Source organism: Phaeobacter piscinae (genome assembly GCF_002407245.1).
In the GTDB taxonomy this organism is placed as follows: domain Bacteria; phylum Pseudomonadota; class Alphaproteobacteria; order Rhodobacterales; family Rhodobacteraceae; genus Phaeobacter; species Phaeobacter piscinae.
Genome location: NZ_CP010681.1, coordinates 2,165,990 through 2,184,650 on the forward strand (window position 1 = coordinate 2,165,990; position 18,661 = coordinate 2,184,650).

Sequence of the window (18,661 nt, forward strand, 5' to 3'; positions counted from 1 at the left end):
TATCTAGACCACCCTGCCGTCCAGATCATCGCACAGCCGGAAGACCACGCCAGATGACCTCTCCCCACGCTATGCCGGTGCACCGGCCCACCGCCGTTATCACCGCACACGGACAGCCCTCCGATCCCGCCCCGCAGGAACGCGCGCTGGCAGAGCTTGCAGATGCGGTCGCAACGCTGTTGCCGGATTGGGATATCCGTTCGGCCACCCTTGCGACCTCCGACAGGCTGGAGCTGGTGACACCGCAGGGTGCGCTGGTTTATCCGTTCTTCATGGCAAATGGCTGGTTTACCAGTTCTGTGCTGCCACGACGGCTGCAAGGGCACGACGTTCATCATCTTCCCCCCTTTGGGCTTGACCCAAACCTGCCCGACCTGGCCTGCGATGCGCTTGCCCTGGCCTGCGCCGCACGCGGCTGGTCCCTTTCCCAAACCCGTATTCTGCTCGCGGCACATGGCTCAGCCCGTGGCCCCAAGGCCGCAGAGGCGGCAGAGGCCTTTGCAACGGCGATGCGCGACCGCCTTCCCGGCACCACGCTGGCCACCGGTTACGTTGAGGAAGACCCTAGAATTGCAACGACCGCCCGAGTGTTCGAAGACACCGCCCCAGCGCGGCCCAGCCTCTGCCTGCCGTTTTTTGCGCAAGCGGGCGAGCACGTGCGTGACGACATTCCCGATGCGCTGGCCGATGCAGGCTTTGGCGGCGATACCCTGCCGGTTCTCGGAGCACTCCCGCAGGTGCCACAGCTGATTGCAAACGCGCTCAACAAAGCCCTTTCCGGCCCCGGTGTCACGTCAACCTGATCTGAAGGCAGCGGGGCGCTCCTGCACATTGCCCGCAGCTACGCGTCTTCGCCGCGAGTATTCCAAATCCGATTGTTGTGCGAACAAATATCACCGGGACAGGCACCTGTCTTGACCTCCCCCAGCCTGAGGTCAGCGTGCCCTTTAGGACAAGGCAGCGCCACAACGGATTTTTTCAATTTTTCCGCCCAGTTCTGCACGGCTCCCCTTGCACCGCTCCCCCGCATGTGATTAATCACGCCTCACACCACCGGTAAGGCGAGTTGGCGGAGTGGTGACGCAGCGGATTGCAAATCCGTGTACACCGGTTCGATTCCGGTACTCGCCTCCATTTAAAAACAATCACTTACATCACTCCTTGCCGTGTTTGAGGCCCCGCGTTTACAGGGGCGTTTACATTTTTGTGTCTTGAGACAGTGATTTTGCTCGATTGAGCTTGCGCAGAACCGCATCGCTTTCGTCCGGACTAACCTGCGCATAATGCTCGATTACCTGCGCCGCGTAGCGAACCGACCACCCCATCAGCACCGCAATCTGGCGCAAAGACAGGTCGGCATTTAGCAATCTTGTCGCCGCCGTCCCGCGCGTATCAGACAGAGTCTTCTCCCTGCCGTCGATCCAAGGGGGGATCTGAGCTTCGCGCCGCCACTTGGTGATCTGGTTCGATGCCCAACGGGCCGTCAAAGGCCTGCCAAGCTCTGACACCAGCAGCACATCTTGGCCCTCCGGCGTCTCTGCGATCAGTTTCTCAAGGGCTGAAGTGGTCGGGATATATGCGATCTGGCCGCGCTTACTGGTCCTGAAACGAAGGCGCTTGCCGTGCGGCGTGTCTTCGAATTGGTCCATTTTGACCTGAACCAGATCGGCCGCTCGCAAACCGGTTTCGCATCCTGCGGTCAGGATCCTCTGCACCCATTTCGGCGCGTGCTTATTGAACTGCGCTATGTCGCCACTCGTCCAAATGATCTCAGTCCGGTTCGATTGGTAGAGCTTCTTGAGCTTGTGACAGTGGTGCTCTTTCAGCTTCCCCTCCTCCACCGCCCAATTCAGAACGCGTGTCGCATGGGTGCCCGCCATGTCGTGCTGCTTGGGGGAATGAAGCCACTTCTTGCGCCAATTATTAACCTCGCCGCGCGAGGCGCGTTCTTCGAACATCGCGACAGGATCGGCTCCGAACTCCTCGCGAAACAGCTCCAGCCACTTGCGGATATCAGCCTTTGAACGCTCAGCCTTGGGCAAGGACGCACTGGACAGAAAATCGTCGACCAAATGAGTCGTCAGGTATTCAGCCGGGCTCGCGGGCGTACCGCACTGTGAAAACGCATGGAAGAATTCGGGTTCCTTTGGGTTTGGGTCCGTCCCGTCCCAAAATTTGGGGCCACCCCGCCAAGCATAGAAATGGTAGCGAACACCGGACACGACCTTGCGCCGGACACGGTGGACGCCCTTGGGAAGATTACTTCTGGGCACGGCGCGCTCTCCGCTGTGCAACGAGGCTCGGTTGCGAAGTGGCCTCGCGTTCTGCCGCGCTGATGCCCTGAACAGCATCCAATCGCGCGCGGATGAGTTTCGGGTCATACCACCCGCGCCGCCCTGGCACCGGAGCGATACCCGTCCTACGGCAGAAGTCATAGAAGGACGCGCTCGGCTCGTTGTAGCCGAAGAGAAGCGCAAGCTCTGGGGTCGGAATCAGCTGAATATGGCTTGGGCTCATTTTTCAGCCCTCTCACCCACGGCTTCTTGCCGCGACATGGCTGCCCGCAAACAAGACACCACCTGAGCGCCCTGTGAGCGCAAGTTCCGCACTGCTTCCTCTTCGAGCCAGGCTTTCACGTCCGCTGGAAGGTTAAGTTTGAATTGGGTTGTCTTCATATTTACACCTCAACAAAAGGACATAAAATGTCCATATCATTGAGGACAAATATTGTCCATCATGGAATCATGAAAGAAGAAGCCTTGGTCCAATTCAAACTCTTGCTTCCTGCCGCGCTCAAGAAGCGTCTGGAAACGCATGCAACACTGAACCGGCGCAGCCTGTCTCAGGAAATCGTCGTCGCTCTTGAGGAGAAGTACCCAGCTGCAGAACCTGATGCGACGTCGGATCCAGCAGCACGGATGCTCTTCTGGCTTGCCAAACGCATCCGTCGAAGAAACCCAAAGCCCGGAACTCCCAGAGATAAGCAAGCCGCCCTGTATGAACGCATTGCGGGCGATATCGCGGAACGTATGAAGGACATCGGCGAATAGCCTTAGTAGGCCACCCACTCATATCCATGGTTGCCTTCGTGATCTTCCCATTCGACACCGACCCCGCGACGCCAGCTTGACGACGAACAGCGCCGTGACGGCAGGACCCATTGCGGGGCGGCCGCTGGTATCGTGCGTTGCCAGCCGAATTCACCCTGCGTTCCATAGGTCCCGAGGCGCATGTTGTAGCTCTCAGAACAATCATCGTCGCGACCACGTTCGCGATGGCTGTAGTGCCGAACATCCCAGACACGGATCGAGCGCACGAAATCGAATTCCAGACCGCTGATGTCGATATCGGCACCGCCTTCAACCACCTGAGCCAGATTAACTTGGCTGAGTGTCTCACCATTTTGGTTGCTGGCCTCCCAGATCCTTTGGGCCGTGCTTTGCAAGGGCGCGCGCTCAGAAACACCCATCGGACAACGCCAAATTTGCAATGGCGGCTCAATTGGCCAGGGCGTGATCCGGCGGATAAACACGGCACGGGCATGGTCACATTCTGCTGACGCAGGCCACCCACCAGCCAGGCAAAGCAGAATGGCGCAGTCAACCTGATAGGCCTTAGCCGCCTGTGGGGCCACGGTTACAAGCAGAGCCACGACAGCTCCAACGGTCCGATTTCTGGTCAGTCTGCACCACATATCATTAAATGCCTTATGATTACATTACTGCATTATTGTTACACTACCTCCAATCCCGACCTTCACACCATATGCGGGCATAGTGTTTGTGATGTTCGCGTGCGTTTTGTGGAATATATTCCGTAGAGCGGTTCCTATGATCTGGCCGAATACAGGCCATGAAATTGAGGGAACAAGTAGGGCTAAACATCCGGAATCTAAGAAATTCCAAAGGTATGAGCCAAGAACAACTAGCTTTGGCTGCGGACGTGGACCGCAGCTACATCAGCGAGATCGAACTCGCCAAGAATTCAGTATCAATCGATATTCTGGAGCAGATTGCGCTTGCCCTTGATGTCGCTCCAAAGGAATTGCTTAACGAGAGGGGCTAGTTATGCCCGAACATGAAAGTGTTCGCTCAACGGCCGAAGCCATCGGCCGCATTACGTGTATCAAGACAGGCGAAGAAATCGGTCTGCTGTATCGGTGGGATAACGGCGAGACGCAGGCCTCGCTATACGATGGCGGCCATCCTAAAACACCACACTGCTCAGATCATCCCGCTGAACCGGACCTTGGTGCAAAACGCAGCTAACGGCTCGAAAGAGCCCAGTTGACCGATGCTGCGCCGTGCATGAAGGTCTGCTAAGCAGCTGCGTAACTACGTCGTTTCCAATCGGAACTTCAGAAACCTCTCTCCGTCGTAATCGATATCGCCAACGTGCTCTGCACCAAGTCTTCCGAGCGCTCCAAGGTTCTTTCTGGATGGTGGCAGCAAAAACGTCACAAATGGAATGCGGTCGTCAGCGATGGCTAACTCTATGGCCTTCTTTGAAATGCGCCTGCCAAAACCAAACGCATGTGGCCGCAAGACAAGTCCAAAATCCCACTCCTGACCTTCTTTCTGGAAACCACCCCACCCAACGTAATTTCCATCGACCAGAAATGCCCAGTGCCCGAGTCCATCCCGCGCCCAGTATTCCTCTTTCATTTTGACAAACTGGATTGCCATCTCCGTGTCCCATGCACCGGTCAAGAGCGGCATATGTTCGGCAACCCTCGGGTCGGACATATGCCTGGCAATCTCGGAAGCCGGTACATCAACCAGCCGGGAAAATGTAATCTCATGTGTCAACGTGTCGTCCCTTGTGTCCTTGAGCTGCCGTATCCGAGCGGCGCGTTGGCAGCAATGCGGCGATTGTTGGTTCTTTCGATGCTGGTGTCGACCTCAGCGCTTATGGCCAAACGTCCGAATTCTTGTGCAGATCGTTCAAACCTCTGTACATGCCCGTCAACTCGCGTAGGTATCTCCTATGCTTGATCTCCTTAGCCATATCCTGACGAACCTCTCGATGCAGGGAACGCTGTACTTTCGCACGTCGTTCTCCAAGCCATGGGGTGTCGCTGTTCCGAACTACGAGAACGTCGCTAGATTCCACTTTGCGCATCGGGGCGGTTGCCTGGTGCATGTAGATGGAACGGACACAATCGTCGACCTCGCCCAAGGCGATCTTGTGATCATTCCGCATGGCACGCCGCACTCGCTCTATTGTGGGCATGAGCCCGAGAGGACGATCCTGCCGCTTGACGTTGTGCTGGAAAAATCCGGTTACGACGGCTCAGGCGTGTTGGTCTACGGCGGCGAAGAGCCGCAGAGCGAAACGCAACTGGTTTGCGGACACTTCTCTTTCGATCCGAGTTCTCGCCATATCCTATTGGACCGTTTGCCCCCCTACATTCACCTTAAGAACTATGGCGAAAGCGCCGGACGCTGGATGGAAGCCACACTCCGCATGATCGGGGAAGAGGCAGGCGGCGCGAAGATGGGTGGAGACCTTATTGCACTTAAAATGTCAGAAGCGATTTTCGCGCAAGCCATCCGCTGCTTCATCGACGGCGATGAGGCAACAGAATGGGGATTGGGCGCGTTTTCTGACAAGAATCTCAGCCGTGCACTCGATGCTTTTCACAAGTCACCGACAGAGGGTTGGACGGTAGAAACTCTTGCCCAAGCCGCAGGCATGTCGCGAACAAGCTTTGCCGTTCAGTTCCAAAAGACGATGAATATGACACCGTTGGAATACGTCACGCGTTGGCGTATGGAACTTGCCAAACGCGTTCTGCTGGAACCGGGTGCGTCGCTCACAGAAGCGGCTGAAAGTGCCGGATACTCTTCCGACTCGTCCTTCACACGTGTTTTCAAGAAAGAAACTGGAATGACGCCTGCCGAATTCCGCAGGTCACAAAAACTCGTTCGTGCGCAAGCCTGAACGATCTGCATAATTTTACAAACCTCTGGACATAGTTGAAGCCGAAACAAGAGCCTAGTTTGGCCTCATCAATGCTGCGTTGCAGTTCTAACCATGAGGAAAAGTACCATGTCTCTACGCTTCGTCACCAAATCCATCCACGCATATCTCGATTACCCTGTCGCCATCGGCCTCATTGTCATGCCATTCATCTTCGGCCTCGGCGCGGAAAACCCACTGGCACTTTGGCTATCAGTTGCGACCGGAGTCGCCGCCTTCGGGCTGACGGTTCTTACTGATCACCACCTCGGCCTTATCCGTGTCCTACCTTACAGTCTCCACTTGGCCGTTGATGGCTTGGTTGGCGTTGTCTTCGTCGCAGCGCCTTTTGTGCTAGGCTTTGCGAGCCTCGACTTCTGGTACTACGCGCTGCTTGGTGCAACCGTCCTCTTGGTTGTTGGGCTCCATCAGCCGGAAGACGAGGCATTGGGCGCTTGAGCCTCAGTGACGTAATTGGGGGCCGTGCAGCATGTGCGGCCCCTTTCGCGTTTGAAGACATCCTTTGTCTAATTCCCCGATACCGGACCGAACCCTTGAATGACCTTCTCAATTCTCCGAGGATTTGCAGATCGTTCGAAAAATCATACGAACAGTTCATAAAGGAACTGATTGTATTGCTAAATAGTTCTGACCGGATATCTCAATCAGCACTAGATGAGAGCTCGACTGTCGAGCCCTCGCAGACAAAAAGGGATTTTCCAATGTTCAAGAAACTCGCAATCGCCTCCGCTCTTTTGACCAGCCTGGCTCTCAGCGGCACGGCCGCAATGGCAGCAGACGAATACAACGTTTCTCGCGGCATCACCGCAGCCGGCGCGCCTTTGGGCCTGCACGGCGTAGACCCGGTTGAGTTCATCGAAACCGCAAACCCGGTCGAGGGTTCAGCTGCTTACACAGCTGTGCATGATGGCGTGGCGTATTACTTTTCGACCGAAGCCAACATGAAGACCTTCGAAGTTAACCCCGCTGAGTACCTACCCCAGAACGGCGGCTACTGCACTTTCGGTGTTTCCGTAGGCAAAAAGTTCGACGGTGACCCCGAGTTCCACGCGGTCATCGACGACAAGCTCTACGTTTTCCTGAACCGCGCAATCTATGATGAATTCAACAAAGACCGCGCAGGCACGATTTCAAAAGCAGAAGAACAGTGGCAGAACATCCGCAGCACGACTGTGGGCGATCTGTAAGTCTCGCGTTCATAATCTATCTGAAGGGGCGGCACATTGTGTCGCCCCACTGCTTTTTTCACAAGCAGACATTAGTGCAGCCGCAGCGAATTCACACTTCGTCCGCTTTTGCGACCTTCGCCGCCGCCTTATTGAACGGCAGCTTTCTCCACGTGAGGACAGGCGTTATTTCCTCACGCCGTCCACAAGCTCCAAAACGCGCGCGTACTCTTCGCTGACCTCGCGCGCTTGTTCGAAGACCTCTCGCCTCTGCTGATCTAGGCAACGGAAGTACCGCTCGACATCGGTAAAATACGTCTCCGCATCGCGCCTCAACAGGTCAGCATATGCTCGCACGTCGTCGGCATTGGTCGGCATCCAAGGCGGCACAGGCGGCAGGCAACTGCCCGCAATTGCGGCTGAACTCCACTTCAGAACGACTATAACCGCCCATGTTTGTTTCAAAAGCGCCATATTATCTTGGCTCAGCCACTCCGTTGCAGTAAATTCGTTTCAACGCATGAAAGGCGCAATAACTCAAATTGCACCTATTGATTGCAAAGTTATAATATTGTATCGGTTCGGTAGTCCATGAGGGACTGCCGGGCTAATGCACAATTCTGCAAGGCTCGATCCTATGAATTTGATGCAAGACGCCCCCAATGTTGTCAGTGAAGACGGGCTGCGCACGCTGCTTGCCGAGGGTCATTCGGCGGATGTTGTGTGCCGGGTTACGCCCAAACGTACAGGTGCTCAGTGGTCCGGAGTTTGGACCGTGCATTGCGTCTCGCCAGATGGCGAGACGCGTCGCCTGCTCGTCACCGCGCGCAACAACATGGCTGCCCGAGAGTTCAAAACAATCAACGGCTTGTCCAGCTTCTTGGCCGGGCTTGGCGTATCGATCGTCTCGATCCCCATGCTCGAAGGCAAGATCGCCTCTCACAACCTGTACGACGAAGGCTAAACCGCTTGCGCTCCTCGCAGCATTTTTTGCTGCCCCCGCCTATTCTGAGGGCTTCGTGCTTTCCATGCGGGCCGATGGCCAGCTAGAGACCAAGGCACCGCAATCGGGTTTTGCACAAAGCTATGTCGACGGGATTGGTGCAAACCCACCAGAGCTGATCGTTTTTGCAGCGCCTGAGCCTGATGCTCCGCCTCCTGCACCCGCCCGAGCACTTCCCCGACCTGAAATCCTCGCAGCACTTGAAAGCACCGCGCATCGATATGGCGGGCACCCGGCGTTGCGTCGCGCGGGTCTGTCGGTGACGGAATGGCAGGCCCTCTTCCAAGCCAATATTGAGATTGAAAGCGCCTATCGACCGAATGCGCGCAGCTCGGCAGGGGCGATCGGCCTTGGACAGCTGATGCCAGCGACGGCCGCGCAGCTCGGCGTGGATCCGCATGACTGGCAGGCCAATCTGGATGGCTCTGCCCGTTACCTTCTGATGATGTTGGCGCAGTTCGGCACGTCCGAACTCGCGCTCGCTGCCTATAACGCGGGACCAGACGCGGTCGCGCGCTATGGCGGCATTCCTCCCTACCAAGAAACCCAAAATCACGTGCGCCGCGTCATGGCCGTGCGTGACCGACTGACTGGAGCCTCCTGATGCACATACAAATCCGCACGATCCTGTCGCTGGCTCTGGCCAGCTTGATGATTGCCAACCCGGCTTTTGCGCAGAGCATCGACCTCTCGCCGGTGCAGAACCTTTTGCAAGGCATCGTCGACACGATCACCGGCCCCTTGGGCATTGTCATCGGCACCTTGGCCTTGATCGGTGTGTTCCTCTCTTGGCTCTTTGGAATTCTGGACTTCCGCCAAGCCCTTTGGGTGCTGGTTGCCATTGCGGGCATCGCAGCTGCGCCGACCATCGTGACCGCCATCTGGGGCGCGTAAATCCGGTATGGCAACGCAAACCCGCCTCTTCCTCGGCCTGATCCGACCGCCAAAGCTCATCGGCTTGCCGATCATGTATGCCATGGTCTGGCTCTTCGGGTTTGTATTGCTGTTTCTGTGGGTCCAGAGCTGGCCGGTGATCATCATTGCCGCTCTGGCCTATCCTGCACTGTGGAAAGCCGCTGACTGGGATCCGGCCTTTCTTGAGGTGATGGTCACTTCCCTGCAGGAAACGCCACCCACTCCGAACCGCAAGATCCATTCGGGGGACAGCTATGCTCCATGACCCCTCGGACGATCTTGCAACGCTGCCAGACTGGGCGCGCAAAGAGCGGCCGATGGCCAGCATGCTACCCTATGTCAGCCTCGTGAATGACGTGACGATCCGCACACGCGGCAATGCCCTGTTCCAATGCATCCGCCTCGATGGCGTCAACAGCATGACCAGCGATGACGCACATTTGGAGAAGATCCGCGCGCTCTTCGCAGCGATCATTGCGCAGATTGGGCCAGAGTACAGTTTCTACGTCCACAAGGTTTCAAAAGCGATCGAGACCGCCTTGCCACCAGTGCCCAATGTGGGGTTTGCCCAAGCCCTGGACAGCCGTTGGCAAATGGCAATGGCGCGGGCAGGCCTGCGGGACAAAACTCTCACGCTCACGGTACTGAAACGTCCGCCCCTCGGCGCGCGGCTGCGCCTGAAACGTTCAGACTCCATCGCACAGCTGAAAGACCGGACAGCCAAGCAACTGCGCAAGCTCGAAGAGGTCGTCGGGTTTCTGCTATCGTCCTTCGCAGAGATGAACCCGCGCCTGCTCGGCGCTGAATGCGGCGAGCTACTCGGGTTCCTCGGGGCGCTCAACATTGGTCAGGAACGGCCGCTTTTCGCAAAATCCCGCTTTGGCGTGATTGCCGAGGATGTGGCTAACACGCGCGCCACGTTTCAGGGGCGAGGCTTCACGTTGGACGATGGGACGGCGGGCAAGCGGTTTGGCACCAGTTTTGCGATCAAGACTTACCCAGCCAAAACCAGCTGCACCATGTTCGATGAGCTGAACCTGCCCGTCGACATGGTGGTCACACATTCCTTCACGCCCATAAACAGCAACATCATGGCCAGCCGGATCAAGCGCCAACAACGCTTGATGAAGGCCAGCGATGACGGCGCGATTTCTCTCGCAGAAGAACTGGTAGACGCGCTGGATGACCTGGAATCCAAACGGCTCAGCTTTGGTGATCATCACATGACCGTCACAGTTTTTGCCGAGACCGAGGAAAAGCTGGAAGCAATCGCCTCCGAGGTGCGCAACATAGCCGCAAGTGAAGGCGTCAATCTCGTAAACGAGAGCTTTGCGGCGCGCACCCACTATTTCGCGCAGCATCCGGGCAACGGACAGATGCGCAGCCGCAAGGCCGCCATCACGAACACGAACTTTGCCGATCTCGCCGCGCTGCATCGCGGTCAACTGGGCAAACCTGGCCACCAAGTGCCTTGGGGCAAGCCGATTACTCTCTTCCCGACGCCTGAACGCTCAGGCTTCCTGTTCAACTATCACGAGACGGGTCAGCCGGACAAAGAACCGACCGGCGGGCATACCTTGATCCTCGGCCGACCTGGCTCTGGCAAGTCAGTGCTGTCGGCCTTCCTCATGACCCAAGCGCGTCGCTGCGACGCGCGCGTCTTCGTCTTCGACTATCGCGCGGGCATGGAAATGGCGGTGCGCGCCAATGGCGGGCGTTACAGCGCCATCAAGGCAGGTGAAGCCACTGGTCTCAACCCGTTGCACACAGAAATCGACGGGCGCGGACAAGCCTGGCTTTCCGATTGGCTGGCCACGCTGCTGCATCGCACCGACAAGCCCCTGAGCCCGGTTCAGATCAACCGCATCCAAGAAGTGGTACGCCAAAACGCCGGGGCGAGCGATGCCGCCCTGCGCAACTGGCAGGATTTGGCCTCCCTCTTTGTGGCGGGAGCAGATGAAGGGGATCTGTTCGAGCGGATCCAGGAATGGACCGCAGATGGTCGCTATGGCTGGATCTTCGGTCAAAGCGCTGAGGATACCTTCTCGCTCGATGGTGATGTCGTGGGATTCGACCTGACCGGCATTCTCGATAGCGAAAGCGAAAAAGAGCGCATGGCGGTCCTATCCTACCTGTTTCGGCGGGTGGAGCGCGTGATCGAGGACCGCAAGCCGACATTGATCATCATCGATGAGGCCTGGAAGGCGCTGGACAACCCGTATTTCGCAGACCGGCTGAGCAATTGGCTCGTGACCGCGCGCAAGCAGAACGCTGTCGTCGTGATGATGACCCAATACGCAAGCCAGCTCGAAAAGACCCGCACCGGCAAAACGATTGTCGAGGCCGTTCCTACGCAGCTTCTGCTTCCCAACATCCGCGCCTCGGCCAGCGATTACACGATGCTGGGGCTCACTGACAAAGAGCTGAGCGTCTTGCTCGGCACCGGCAGCAATTCCCGCCTGGCGCTGGTGCGTGATGATCAAGGCTCGGTCGTGATTGACGCTGATCTCAGCGCCCTTGGCCCATACCTCACGATCCTTGGCGGTATGGAAAAAGGCGAGGCGCTGGTTGGCGCGGATTACCGCCAGAACCCCGAATTTTGGAGACAGATTGATGCGTAGGCTTTGCGTAGTGACCCTCACCCTTTTGACCCTGACAGCCTGCGCGGAATACCGGCCGTCCGAAGCTGAATGCTTCAACTCCTTTGCAGAGGTCAGCCGCAGCAACTGCAATTTAGAGCTGCTCGGGCCGATTGGTAGTCTCCGTGAATAAGCACCGCCTGCATATCTTTGCAGGCTTGGTGTCGCTCGCCGCGCCATTTGCCTATGCCCAAGGCGTGCCGACCTTTGATGCGGGCATGTTCTTGCAGCGCGAGCGCGTGCTGCAGCAGGGAGAACAAGATCTGGCACTGCAGCGGGATCGGTTGACCAAAGAGGAAGAGCTTGAAGCGCTCGAGCAAGAACAACTCCAGGCGCTGGAAGACATCCTCGATGCCACGACGTTGGCCAGCGGAAATTCCGGCGCGCTGGTCGCGAGCTTGGAAGCTGGGTCATCACCTGAGAGCGCCGCAGACACGCTCTATGGTTCGGTCGACCCGAACCCAGGCGCAGCCCAGATGTTCGGTGATGCCTCGGGATCGATTGAAGAGCTGATCATTCGCGCGGCTCAGGAAACGCACCACATGTCTGGCGTGCGTGCGGCGGGCCTTTCGCCCAAGCAATGGCGTTGCCTTCTGCAGGCGCTGATCTGGCAAGAAAGCCGCTTCACCATCGGCGCGCGCTCACCTGTTGGTGCGTTCGGTCTGACCCAGATCATGCCCGGTACGGCGCAGGATCTCGGGATTTATCCAGCCTACTACGAAACCCCCTACATCCAGGTCACGGGCGGCGCGCGCTATCTGGCCCAGATGCTGGCCATGTTTGATGGCAACATCATTCACGGGCTGGCGGCCTACAATGCCGGTCCCGGAAATGTGCAGCGCTACGGCGGCGTGCCGCCATTTGCCGAAACCCAACACTACGTTCAGGTGATCCCCGAGCGCTACAATCTCTACCTTGCACGCGTCGGCGGTGTTGATGCACTCGGCACGATTGATCCGGTTCTGCTCGCCAACTCCACGATGAGCCTGACCTCTTTCGGCGCAGGGGTCTACGGCGATTACTCCTTGGTGTCGGTGCAAGCGGCCGCGCTCCGGGTTCAGGACATCATCACCCGCATTGGTGAGACAGATGACATTCACGCGGCCATGTCGCTCAACACCTACGCGCGGGCTGAACTCGCTCGCCTGATCGCGATCCGCACGCGCCTCAAGGCCGCCCATACCCGCCCGCTTAGCGCGGCAGAGCTGGCCATGGCGGCCGCGCAGGCCCGCGAACAAGACTTCATGCAATTCGATCTGGAGGCCCTCCGTTGATCCGTTTTCTTTCCACCGTAGCCACTTGCGCGTTGCTAGTTGCCTCACCCCTGTCTGCCCAAGGTGTCCCCACGGTCGACACGCGCAACATCGCACAGGAAATTCGCCAGCTGCAGCAGATGTTGGAGGATTTTGGGATCCAGACCGACCAGCTCGACACGCTTCTCGAACAACTCGACCTAGTGCAGCAGCAACTCGACACGCTCAACGAGACTTACGCCGCCCTTACCGGAGCGACGGATATCATCGAAATGGCCATGGGCGGTGATCTCGACGGGCTTCTCGATCAGGAATTCGGTGATCTCCTTGGCACCATCCGGCAGATCCAAAGCGGCGATTTTAGCGGCCTGATCGGCAACGCGGCCCCTCAGATGGAAGGGCGCATGACACAAGCCCTCGAAGATGCAGGCTTTGACCAAGACAGCCTGCCCGACATGGCCAACAGCGGCAATCCTGGTGCGGAACGCATTGCCAGCCAGGCGAGCACCGGGGCGATGATGTCAGCGGCGGCTGAGAACAGCTATGAAGAGGCCGCGCAATCCCTCGAACGGGTCGAGCAACTGGTCTCGCTGATCCCGGATATGGAAACGCTCAAGGAAGCCGTCGATCACAACACCCGCGTCACAGCCGAGCTGGCCATCGCCATGACGCGCATGTGGGAGCTCGAAGCCATCCAGACCGTTGGCGCGGGCCAATCCGGCGTGGTGGATGCCGCCACGCTGGCCGAAGAGCGCCGCTACATGGACTTCACCCTGCCAGACCTGCGCGCGGATTGATCCCATGAACAGCGAGGCAGAAATCATCGAAGAAGAGCTCGTCTACGGCGCACGACGACGCGAGCTCTTGTGGCAGAAGCTGGGGCTGACAGGCATGGCGTTTGGCATGGCAGGTTGCCTCGCCGCTGCCCTTGTCGCCCTGTTCGACGTGGACCCGCCGCCCATGATCGTGCCCTTTGATAGCGAAACCGGCATGGCCCTCCCCAATGCCATGGTTGAAGCGGTCTCACTCACGGAACGCCCCGCTATCATCGAGGCACAGGTCTACCGCTATGTTATTGATCGAGAGACATACAATCAGCTCGACAATGATGTGCGTGTGCGGCGGGTCCTGGACCAGTCGGACAGCGCGGCCGCTGCAGGACTGCGCGCGCTTTGGACCAGCGGCCATGAGGCCTATCCGCCCGACAGCTACGGCACAGATGCCCGCCTTGAAGTCGAGGTTTTGTCGATCACGCACATCAGCGCCAATCGTGCCCAGGTGCGCCTGCGCAAGCGGCTCAATTCGCCGCGCGGCAGTCAAAACGGGCTCTTCACCGCAACGCTGATGTTTGAGTTTCGGCCCGAGAATAGCCGGTCGATCGACGATGTCTGGCAGAACCCTTTCGGCTTCACCGTCACAGAATACGCGGTCCGCTCGGATCGTCTGGAGTAACCCATGCGCTGCCTGTTCCTGATCCTCGCCTTCCTAATTCCGCTTGCTGGCACCGCCTATGCAGAAACCCAGCCGCGCCAAGGCCCCTATGATGCCCGCGTCCGGCTGGCCGCGTACCAGGATGGGCAGGTCTACCGCATCCGCACCAGCCTGACCCATGTGACCAGCATTGAGTTCGGCCAAGGCGAGACCATCCGCTCGATCATTGCGGGCGACACTGAAGGGTTCCTTTTGGACGGCGTGCCCGGCGGCCAGGCTTTTGCGATCAAGCCCGTAACGCGCGGCGCGCATACCAACATCACCGTCTATACCAACCGGCGCAGCTATTATTTCAACGTCACTGAGGCGAGTTCGCCGACCTTTTACGTTATTCGCTTCACCTATCCCGAGTCGGCCCCTCGGCAATCGCGTGTCGCGGCTAACGCGCCAGCGAACTACGCCTATGGCGTCAGCGCGCGATCAGAGATCACCCCACGAGAAATCTGGGACGATGGCACCTTCACCTATTTCCGCTTTGCCGCGAATGCGCCGTTACCCGCGATCTTTCGCTGGTCCGGCGGCAATGAGCGCAGCGTGAATGCGCTCGCAAGGCCAGACGGCGTGATCCGCGTGTCAGGTGTCAGCGATCGATGGGTTCTCAGGCTCGGCGAGGATGAGATCTGCGTCCAAGAGATGAGCGAGGCAAATCAGGATGAGTGAAACAGCTGAGCTTAAGAAGCGCCTCGAAGCGCTTGAAGGAAAACCACAAAACTCAAAGGCACGACCGTCTTTTGTTGCCATCGCTCTGGGCATTGGGGCAATCGCAGCCTTTGGGGGTCTCTTGCTGTTGTTCTCTGACAGCTCTGAACCCGACAGCCTGGAAACCGCCTCCCCAGATGAGTTCCAAGCGGCGGGACCAGGCTTTGGTGCGCTCGAGCCCACGCCTGCACCGATCGACACATCCCCACCGCCGGAGCCGGAACTGGCCAGCGAAACAGAAGAGCTGCGCGCGCAAATGGATGCCATGCGGAGTGAGCTTGAGGCCCTTCGCAACGCGCCAGCACCTGAAGCGCCAACCGTCGATACAGATGCGCTGGATACCTTGGGCGCAGAGATCGATGCCCTGCGCAGCGAGGCAGCAGCAACGCAAGCTGCCTTGCGCGAGGAGTTGGAAGAACGTGCACGACTAATACAGCGACTGCAGAATGATCTGGAGCTTGCACGCCTGGAAACCCCTCGCACGCCCGCACCAACCGGCCCAACGGCCGAGGAGCTGCGCCTTCAAGAGCTCGAGCGGCGGCGGCAAGCCGAACTTGAGGAACTGCAAGCGCGTATCGCCAGCCCGATCATTGCCTTTGGCGGCACCGGTGGCAGCAATGAAACCGCCGCGCAGCAGCGGCGACTTGATGGCGACACAGACTTTGTCCGCAACGGCGCTGAACCTGCTGAGGTGACGCAAGCCCAGTTGATCGTAAACCCGTCAAACACGGTTGTTCAGGGCACGATGATCCAGGCTGTTCTGGAGACCGCAATCGACAGCTCGCTCGCCGGTCAGGTCCGCGCGATGGTATCGGAAGATGTCCACGCCTATGACGGCTCGCGGATCCTGATCCCACGCGGCGCACGTCTGATCGGGCGGTATCAATCCGGTCTCGACATTGCGCAGCAACGCGTCACGATCGCCTGGGACCGGATCATTCTGCCCAGCAACCAGACCGTCGAAATCAGCGCCTTCGGTGGCGATGAACTGGGCCGCTCCGGCACAACTGGTTTCGTCGACAGCCGCTTTGGAACACGATTTGGGTCCGCCGCCCTGATATCGCTGATCGGAGCCTTGCCCGCTGTGGCAGCCCAAAACACCGAAGACGAGATCACCTCTGATGTTCTGGAAGGCATTGGCGATGACCTGCAAGACAGCGCCCAAAGCGTGATCGGCGAATACCTCTCCGTCTCGCCGGTGATCTATGTCGATCAAGGTGCCCGTGTCACCGTGATGGTTGATCGCGATCTGGAGATTTTCTGATCATGGCGGCCAGCTATCTGCAAAGCTCGATGGACAAGATCCCCGAGGCGCGTGATCCAAAGCTGATCGAGCTTTGCATCAATCCTGATGGCACACTTTGGGCGGAGTTTCAGGGGGATCACTTCATGCGGCGCGTCAAACGACAACTCTCGCCCAATGAAATCAAAGATCTTGGCAACCAGATTGCTTCCGCCGCGAACACCACGCTCAGCCGGACAAAACCGATTGTGTCGGTCAGCATTACCTACCGCGACCGACCGATCCGCGCGCAAGTCATCCAGCCTCCCGCCGTGGATGGCGGTTATGCGATCTCCCTGCGGTTCTTCGCCGACCTGCCACTGGAACAAATCAGGCTGTCTTACCTCTTCGGAAAAGAGCGCAGCAATGAGGGTGCAAGACGCAAGCGCAATGCCGAGCTGCGCGATGTCGTGGCCACCGGCGACATCGACGCTGCGATCAAGTTCTGCGTCACGCACAAGCTCAATATGATCGTCTCCGGCGGAACCTCGACCGGCAAGACGGTCACGGCGCGCAAGATCCTCTCCTTCGTACCCGCAGACGAGCGCATTATCACCATCGAGGAGGCCGCCGAACTGCGACCGACGCAACCCAATGTCGTGACGCTGATGTCTGATCGCGATGAAGCTACGCGCAGCGCTGATGTCCTGCTGACCTCCACGCTGCGTATGCGGCCGGACCGAATTGTCTTAGGCGAAGTACGCGGCAAAGAGGCCATGACCTTCCTTGAGGCCATAAACACCGGCCATGGTGGCTCGCTGACTACGCTACACGCTGAGACGCCGCAGCTGGCGGTTCAGCGACTGGCTATTGCGGCCCTGAAGACCGACGTGCCTATGACCTACCAGGACATGAACGACTACATCACCCGCTCCATCGATGTGATCATCCAGGCCGATCGCCATGAAGGCGCGCGCGGTATCACTGAATTCTACCTGCCGGTTGATCCGGCCCATTCAAAGGAAACAGCCCATGTTTGAATACAAGATTGAACAGATCAACACCGCCAAGACAAAGCCACCCAAGATCGAAGCGCAACTGACGGCTCTTGGCCAAGACGGCTGGGAGCTGGTCTCGGTGGTGCCGGATTTCGACGGTGAGCATATCCTGAAAGCCTTCCTGAAACGCGACATCTGGCGTGTCAAACCGACAGAGAAAGCATAGGAGCACCCGATGGGCGTCGTCACCTGGATGGTTGAGACAACCGACAACTTTCTGGACGACGCGGCCCAAACCACTTTTGGCAACGTCGCCGGTCAGCTTGGCGGCGTCATTGCCGTGGCCTCAACGCTCGCCGTGATCGGCGTGTTCCTCAACATGGTGTTTCAGTACAAATCCATGGACGGGCGGACCGCCTTCTGGTTCGCCCTCAAGCTCATGCTGATCTCCCTCTTTGCGATGAATTGGGTCCAATTCAACGCTGTGGCCAGCGCCCTCATCAACGGGCTCGACCAGCTCGCGGGCGGCATGGTGGCAGGACTTGGCGGCGGCGGTGCAGGCGCATCCTACTTTGCCGAGGCGTTCGACGATCTAATCGAAGAATTTGGCGATTATCTGAACGCGGCCGGAGACAACATGCATTGGATGGCCGGAGCCCTGATCGGCGCAATAGGTGCGTTCCTTTTGGGCGTCATCGGCGCGCTCTGCGGCCTTGTGCTGATCTTCGCTAAGATCATGCTGGCGTTCATGATCGGCATCGCTCCCATCATGATCGCGCTTTCGCTGTTCGATGTCAGCAAGGACTACTTCCACCGCTGGCTGTCTAGCACCATATCCTACGCGCTCTATCCCCTCGTAATCGCAGGCGTGTTTTCGACCGTCGTCGGCATGTCCCGCTCGCTGATGACCGAACTCGGAGATCCCTCCGGCGCAAGCAACATCGGGGCGCTGGTGCCCTTTTTCATGATGATGTTCCTCGCAGGTGGCATGATCATAGCCACACCGCTGATCGTGCGCTCAATCTCGGGCAACTTCATGATGGCTGGACCGCCGAGCATTCCTGGCCCAGGTGGCTTTGCAAAGGGATTGATCGGCACCAAGGGGTCACGGGCGCGGGCACGGTTTGGAACAAGGTCAAATGCGGAGATCGCCGGGGCTGGGATGCGCCAGGCTAGCGCTGCGACTGTTTCTATGGTTCAGCGGGTGGCAGATCGGGCCAAGCGGCTGGAGTGAAATCGCCACTGGTGTCATCTACTTTCAATCTCGATGCCACGATGCAGCTACACTGAAAT

General features: G+C 58.3%; 23 protein-coding genes and 1 tRNA gene. 21 read left to right on the forward strand and 3 right to left on the reverse strand.

What is annotated here, in order from left to right:
• Positions 1-53: 53 nt before the first annotated feature.
• Both phaeop14_RS10145 and phaeop14_RS10150 read left to right on the forward strand, forming a co-directional pair.
• Positions 54-803 (forward strand): sirohydrochlorin chelatase, encoded by a 750-nt coding sequence (locus phaeop14_RS10145; protein WP_096789450.1) that lies wholly within the window; start codon positions 54-56, stop codon positions 801-803.
• A 257-nt stretch (positions 804-1,060) separates the two neighbouring features.
• A tRNA-Cys gene (locus phaeop14_RS10150) sits at positions 1,061-1,134 on the forward strand.
• 62 nt (positions 1,135-1,196) lie between these two features.
• Here phaeop14_RS10150 and phaeop14_RS10155 read toward each other — a convergent pair.
• Positions 1,197-2,072 (reverse strand): tyrosine-type recombinase/integrase, encoded by an 876-nt coding sequence (locus tag phaeop14_RS10155; protein ID WP_244905750.1) that lies wholly within the window; start codon positions 2,070-2,072, stop codon positions 1,197-1,199.
• A 630-nt stretch (positions 2,073-2,702) separates the two neighbouring features.
• Between phaeop14_RS10155 and phaeop14_RS10170 the strand changes: the two genes are divergently transcribed.
• A complete protein-coding gene (locus phaeop14_RS10170; protein ID WP_149615554.1) occupies positions 2,703-3,050 on the forward strand; it encodes a hypothetical protein in 348 nt (115 codons plus the stop codon).
• Between the two features lie 2 nt (positions 3,051-3,052).
• Here phaeop14_RS10170 and phaeop14_RS10175 read toward each other — a convergent pair whose 3' ends face one another.
• Complete coding sequence (locus tag phaeop14_RS10175) at positions 3,053-3,694, reverse strand: hypothetical protein (RefSeq protein WP_096789452.1); 642 nt, start codon at positions 3,692-3,694, stop codon at positions 3,053-3,055.
• Positions 3,695-3,909: 215 nt separating this feature from the next.
• Here phaeop14_RS10175 and phaeop14_RS10180 point away from each other — a divergent pair, with 215 nt between their 5' ends.
• Both phaeop14_RS10180 and phaeop14_RS10185 read left to right on the forward strand, forming a co-directional pair.
• On the forward strand, positions 3,910-4,065 hold the full coding sequence (locus phaeop14_RS10180; protein WP_158524511.1) for a helix-turn-helix domain-containing protein: 156 nt from the start codon (positions 3,910-3,912) through the stop codon (positions 4,063-4,065).
• 2 nt (positions 4,066-4,067) lie between these two features.
• The gene (locus phaeop14_RS10185; RefSeq protein ID WP_096789454.1) at positions 4,068-4,268 is read left to right on the forward strand and encodes a hypothetical protein; all 201 of its coding nucleotides are present in this window, start codon (positions 4,068-4,070) and stop codon (positions 4,266-4,268) included.
• A 66-nt stretch (positions 4,269-4,334) separates the two neighbouring features.
• Here the strand turns inward: phaeop14_RS10185 and phaeop14_RS10190 are convergent, their stop codons facing one another.
• Positions 4,335-4,745 carry a hypothetical protein gene (locus phaeop14_RS10190; protein ID WP_102938028.1) on the reverse strand — a complete coding sequence of 137 codons (411 nt, stop codon included), beginning with the start codon at positions 4,743-4,745 and terminating at the stop codon, positions 4,335-4,337.
• A 241-nt stretch (positions 4,746-4,986) separates the two neighbouring features.
• On the opposite strand from phaeop14_RS10190, the gene phaeop14_RS10195 reads away from it, so the two are divergent.
• The 16 genes from phaeop14_RS10195 (at position 4,987) to phaeop14_RS10275 (ending at position 18,602) form a co-directional block, all read left to right on the forward strand.
• Positions 4,987-5,943 (forward strand): AraC family transcriptional regulator, encoded by a 957-nt coding sequence (locus phaeop14_RS10195; protein ID WP_008561528.1) that lies wholly within the window; start codon positions 4,987-4,989, stop codon positions 5,941-5,943.
• A 108-nt stretch (positions 5,944-6,051) separates the two neighbouring features.
• Entirely contained in the window at positions 6,052-6,420 is a 369-nt protein-coding gene (locus phaeop14_RS10200) for an SPW repeat domain-containing protein (protein ID WP_008562414.1), read from the forward strand.
• A 263-nt stretch (positions 6,421-6,683) separates the two neighbouring features.
• Complete coding sequence (locus phaeop14_RS10205) at positions 6,684-7,169, forward strand: YHS domain-containing (seleno)protein (protein WP_008562333.1); 486 nt, start codon at positions 6,684-6,686, stop codon at positions 7,167-7,169.
• A 616-nt stretch (positions 7,170-7,785) separates the two neighbouring features.
• Positions 7,786-8,112, forward strand: coding sequence for a hypothetical protein (locus tag phaeop14_RS10215; RefSeq protein WP_096789455.1), 327 nt, complete (start codon positions 7,786-7,788; stop codon positions 8,110-8,112).
• Positions 8,113-8,176: 64 nt separating this feature from the next.
• On the forward strand, positions 8,177-8,755 hold the full coding sequence (locus phaeop14_RS10220; protein WP_096789456.1) for a lytic transglycosylase domain-containing protein: 579 nt from the start codon (positions 8,177-8,179) through the stop codon (positions 8,753-8,755).
• Positions 8,755-9,045, forward strand: a complete 291-nt coding sequence (locus phaeop14_RS10225; RefSeq protein ID WP_096789457.1) for a TrbC/VirB2 family type IV secretion system protein — start codon at positions 8,755-8,757, stop codon at positions 9,043-9,045. The genes phaeop14_RS10220 and phaeop14_RS10225 overlap by 1 nt, the downstream gene beginning before the upstream one ends.
• Positions 9,046-9,052: 7 nt before the next feature.
• Positions 9,053-9,331 (forward strand): VirB3 family type IV secretion system protein, encoded by a 279-nt coding sequence (locus phaeop14_RS10230; protein WP_096789458.1) that lies wholly within the window; start codon positions 9,053-9,055, stop codon positions 9,329-9,331.
• Positions 9,321-11,687, forward strand: coding sequence for a VirB4 family type IV secretion/conjugal transfer ATPase (locus phaeop14_RS10235; RefSeq protein WP_096789459.1), 2,367 nt, complete (start codon positions 9,321-9,323; stop codon positions 11,685-11,687). Before phaeop14_RS10230 ends, phaeop14_RS10235 begins: the two co-directional genes overlap by 11 nt.
• 143 nt (positions 11,688-11,830) lie before the next feature.
• On the forward strand, positions 11,831-12,979 hold the full coding sequence (locus tag phaeop14_RS10240; RefSeq protein WP_193438249.1) for a lytic transglycosylase domain-containing protein: 1,149 nt from the start codon (positions 11,831-11,833) through the stop codon (positions 12,977-12,979).
• Positions 12,976-13,755 carry a type IV secretion system protein gene (locus phaeop14_RS10245; protein ID WP_096789460.1) on the forward strand — a complete coding sequence of 260 codons (780 nt, stop codon included), beginning with the start codon at positions 12,976-12,978 and terminating at the stop codon, positions 13,753-13,755. Before phaeop14_RS10240 ends, phaeop14_RS10245 begins: the two co-directional genes overlap by 4 nt.
• Before the next feature lie 4 nt (positions 13,756-13,759).
• On the forward strand, positions 13,760-14,410 hold the full coding sequence (locus phaeop14_RS10250) for a VirB8 family type IV secretion system protein (RefSeq protein WP_096789461.1): 651 nt from the start codon (positions 13,760-13,762) through the stop codon (positions 14,408-14,410).
• A 3-nt stretch (positions 14,411-14,413) separates the two neighbouring features.
• Positions 14,414-15,109, forward strand: a complete 696-nt coding sequence (locus phaeop14_RS10255; RefSeq protein WP_096789462.1) for a TrbG/VirB9 family P-type conjugative transfer protein — start codon at positions 14,414-14,416, stop codon at positions 15,107-15,109.
• Positions 15,102-16,412 (forward strand): TraB/TrbI/VirB10 family type IV secretion system protein, encoded by a 1,311-nt coding sequence (locus phaeop14_RS10260; protein WP_096789463.1) that lies wholly within the window; start codon positions 15,102-15,104, stop codon positions 16,410-16,412. Before phaeop14_RS10255 ends, phaeop14_RS10260 begins: the two co-directional genes overlap by 8 nt.
• Before the next feature lie 2 nt (positions 16,413-16,414).
• Positions 16,415-17,410, forward strand: a complete 996-nt coding sequence (locus phaeop14_RS10265) for an ATPase, T2SS/T4P/T4SS family (RefSeq protein ID WP_096789464.1) — start codon at positions 16,415-16,417, stop codon at positions 17,408-17,410.
• Positions 17,403-17,594: a DUF4177 domain-containing protein gene (locus phaeop14_RS10270; protein WP_102938029.1), complete on the forward strand. Its 192-nt coding sequence runs from the start codon at positions 17,403-17,405 to the stop codon at positions 17,592-17,594. Before phaeop14_RS10265 ends, phaeop14_RS10270 begins: the two co-directional genes overlap by 8 nt.
• A 9-nt stretch (positions 17,595-17,603) precedes the next feature.
• The gene (locus tag phaeop14_RS10275; RefSeq protein WP_096789466.1) at positions 17,604-18,602 is read left to right on the forward strand and encodes a TrbL/VirB6 family protein; all 999 of its coding nucleotides are present in this window, start codon (positions 17,604-17,606) and stop codon (positions 18,600-18,602) included.
• The last annotated feature ends 59 nt before the right edge of the window (positions 18,603-18,661 follow it).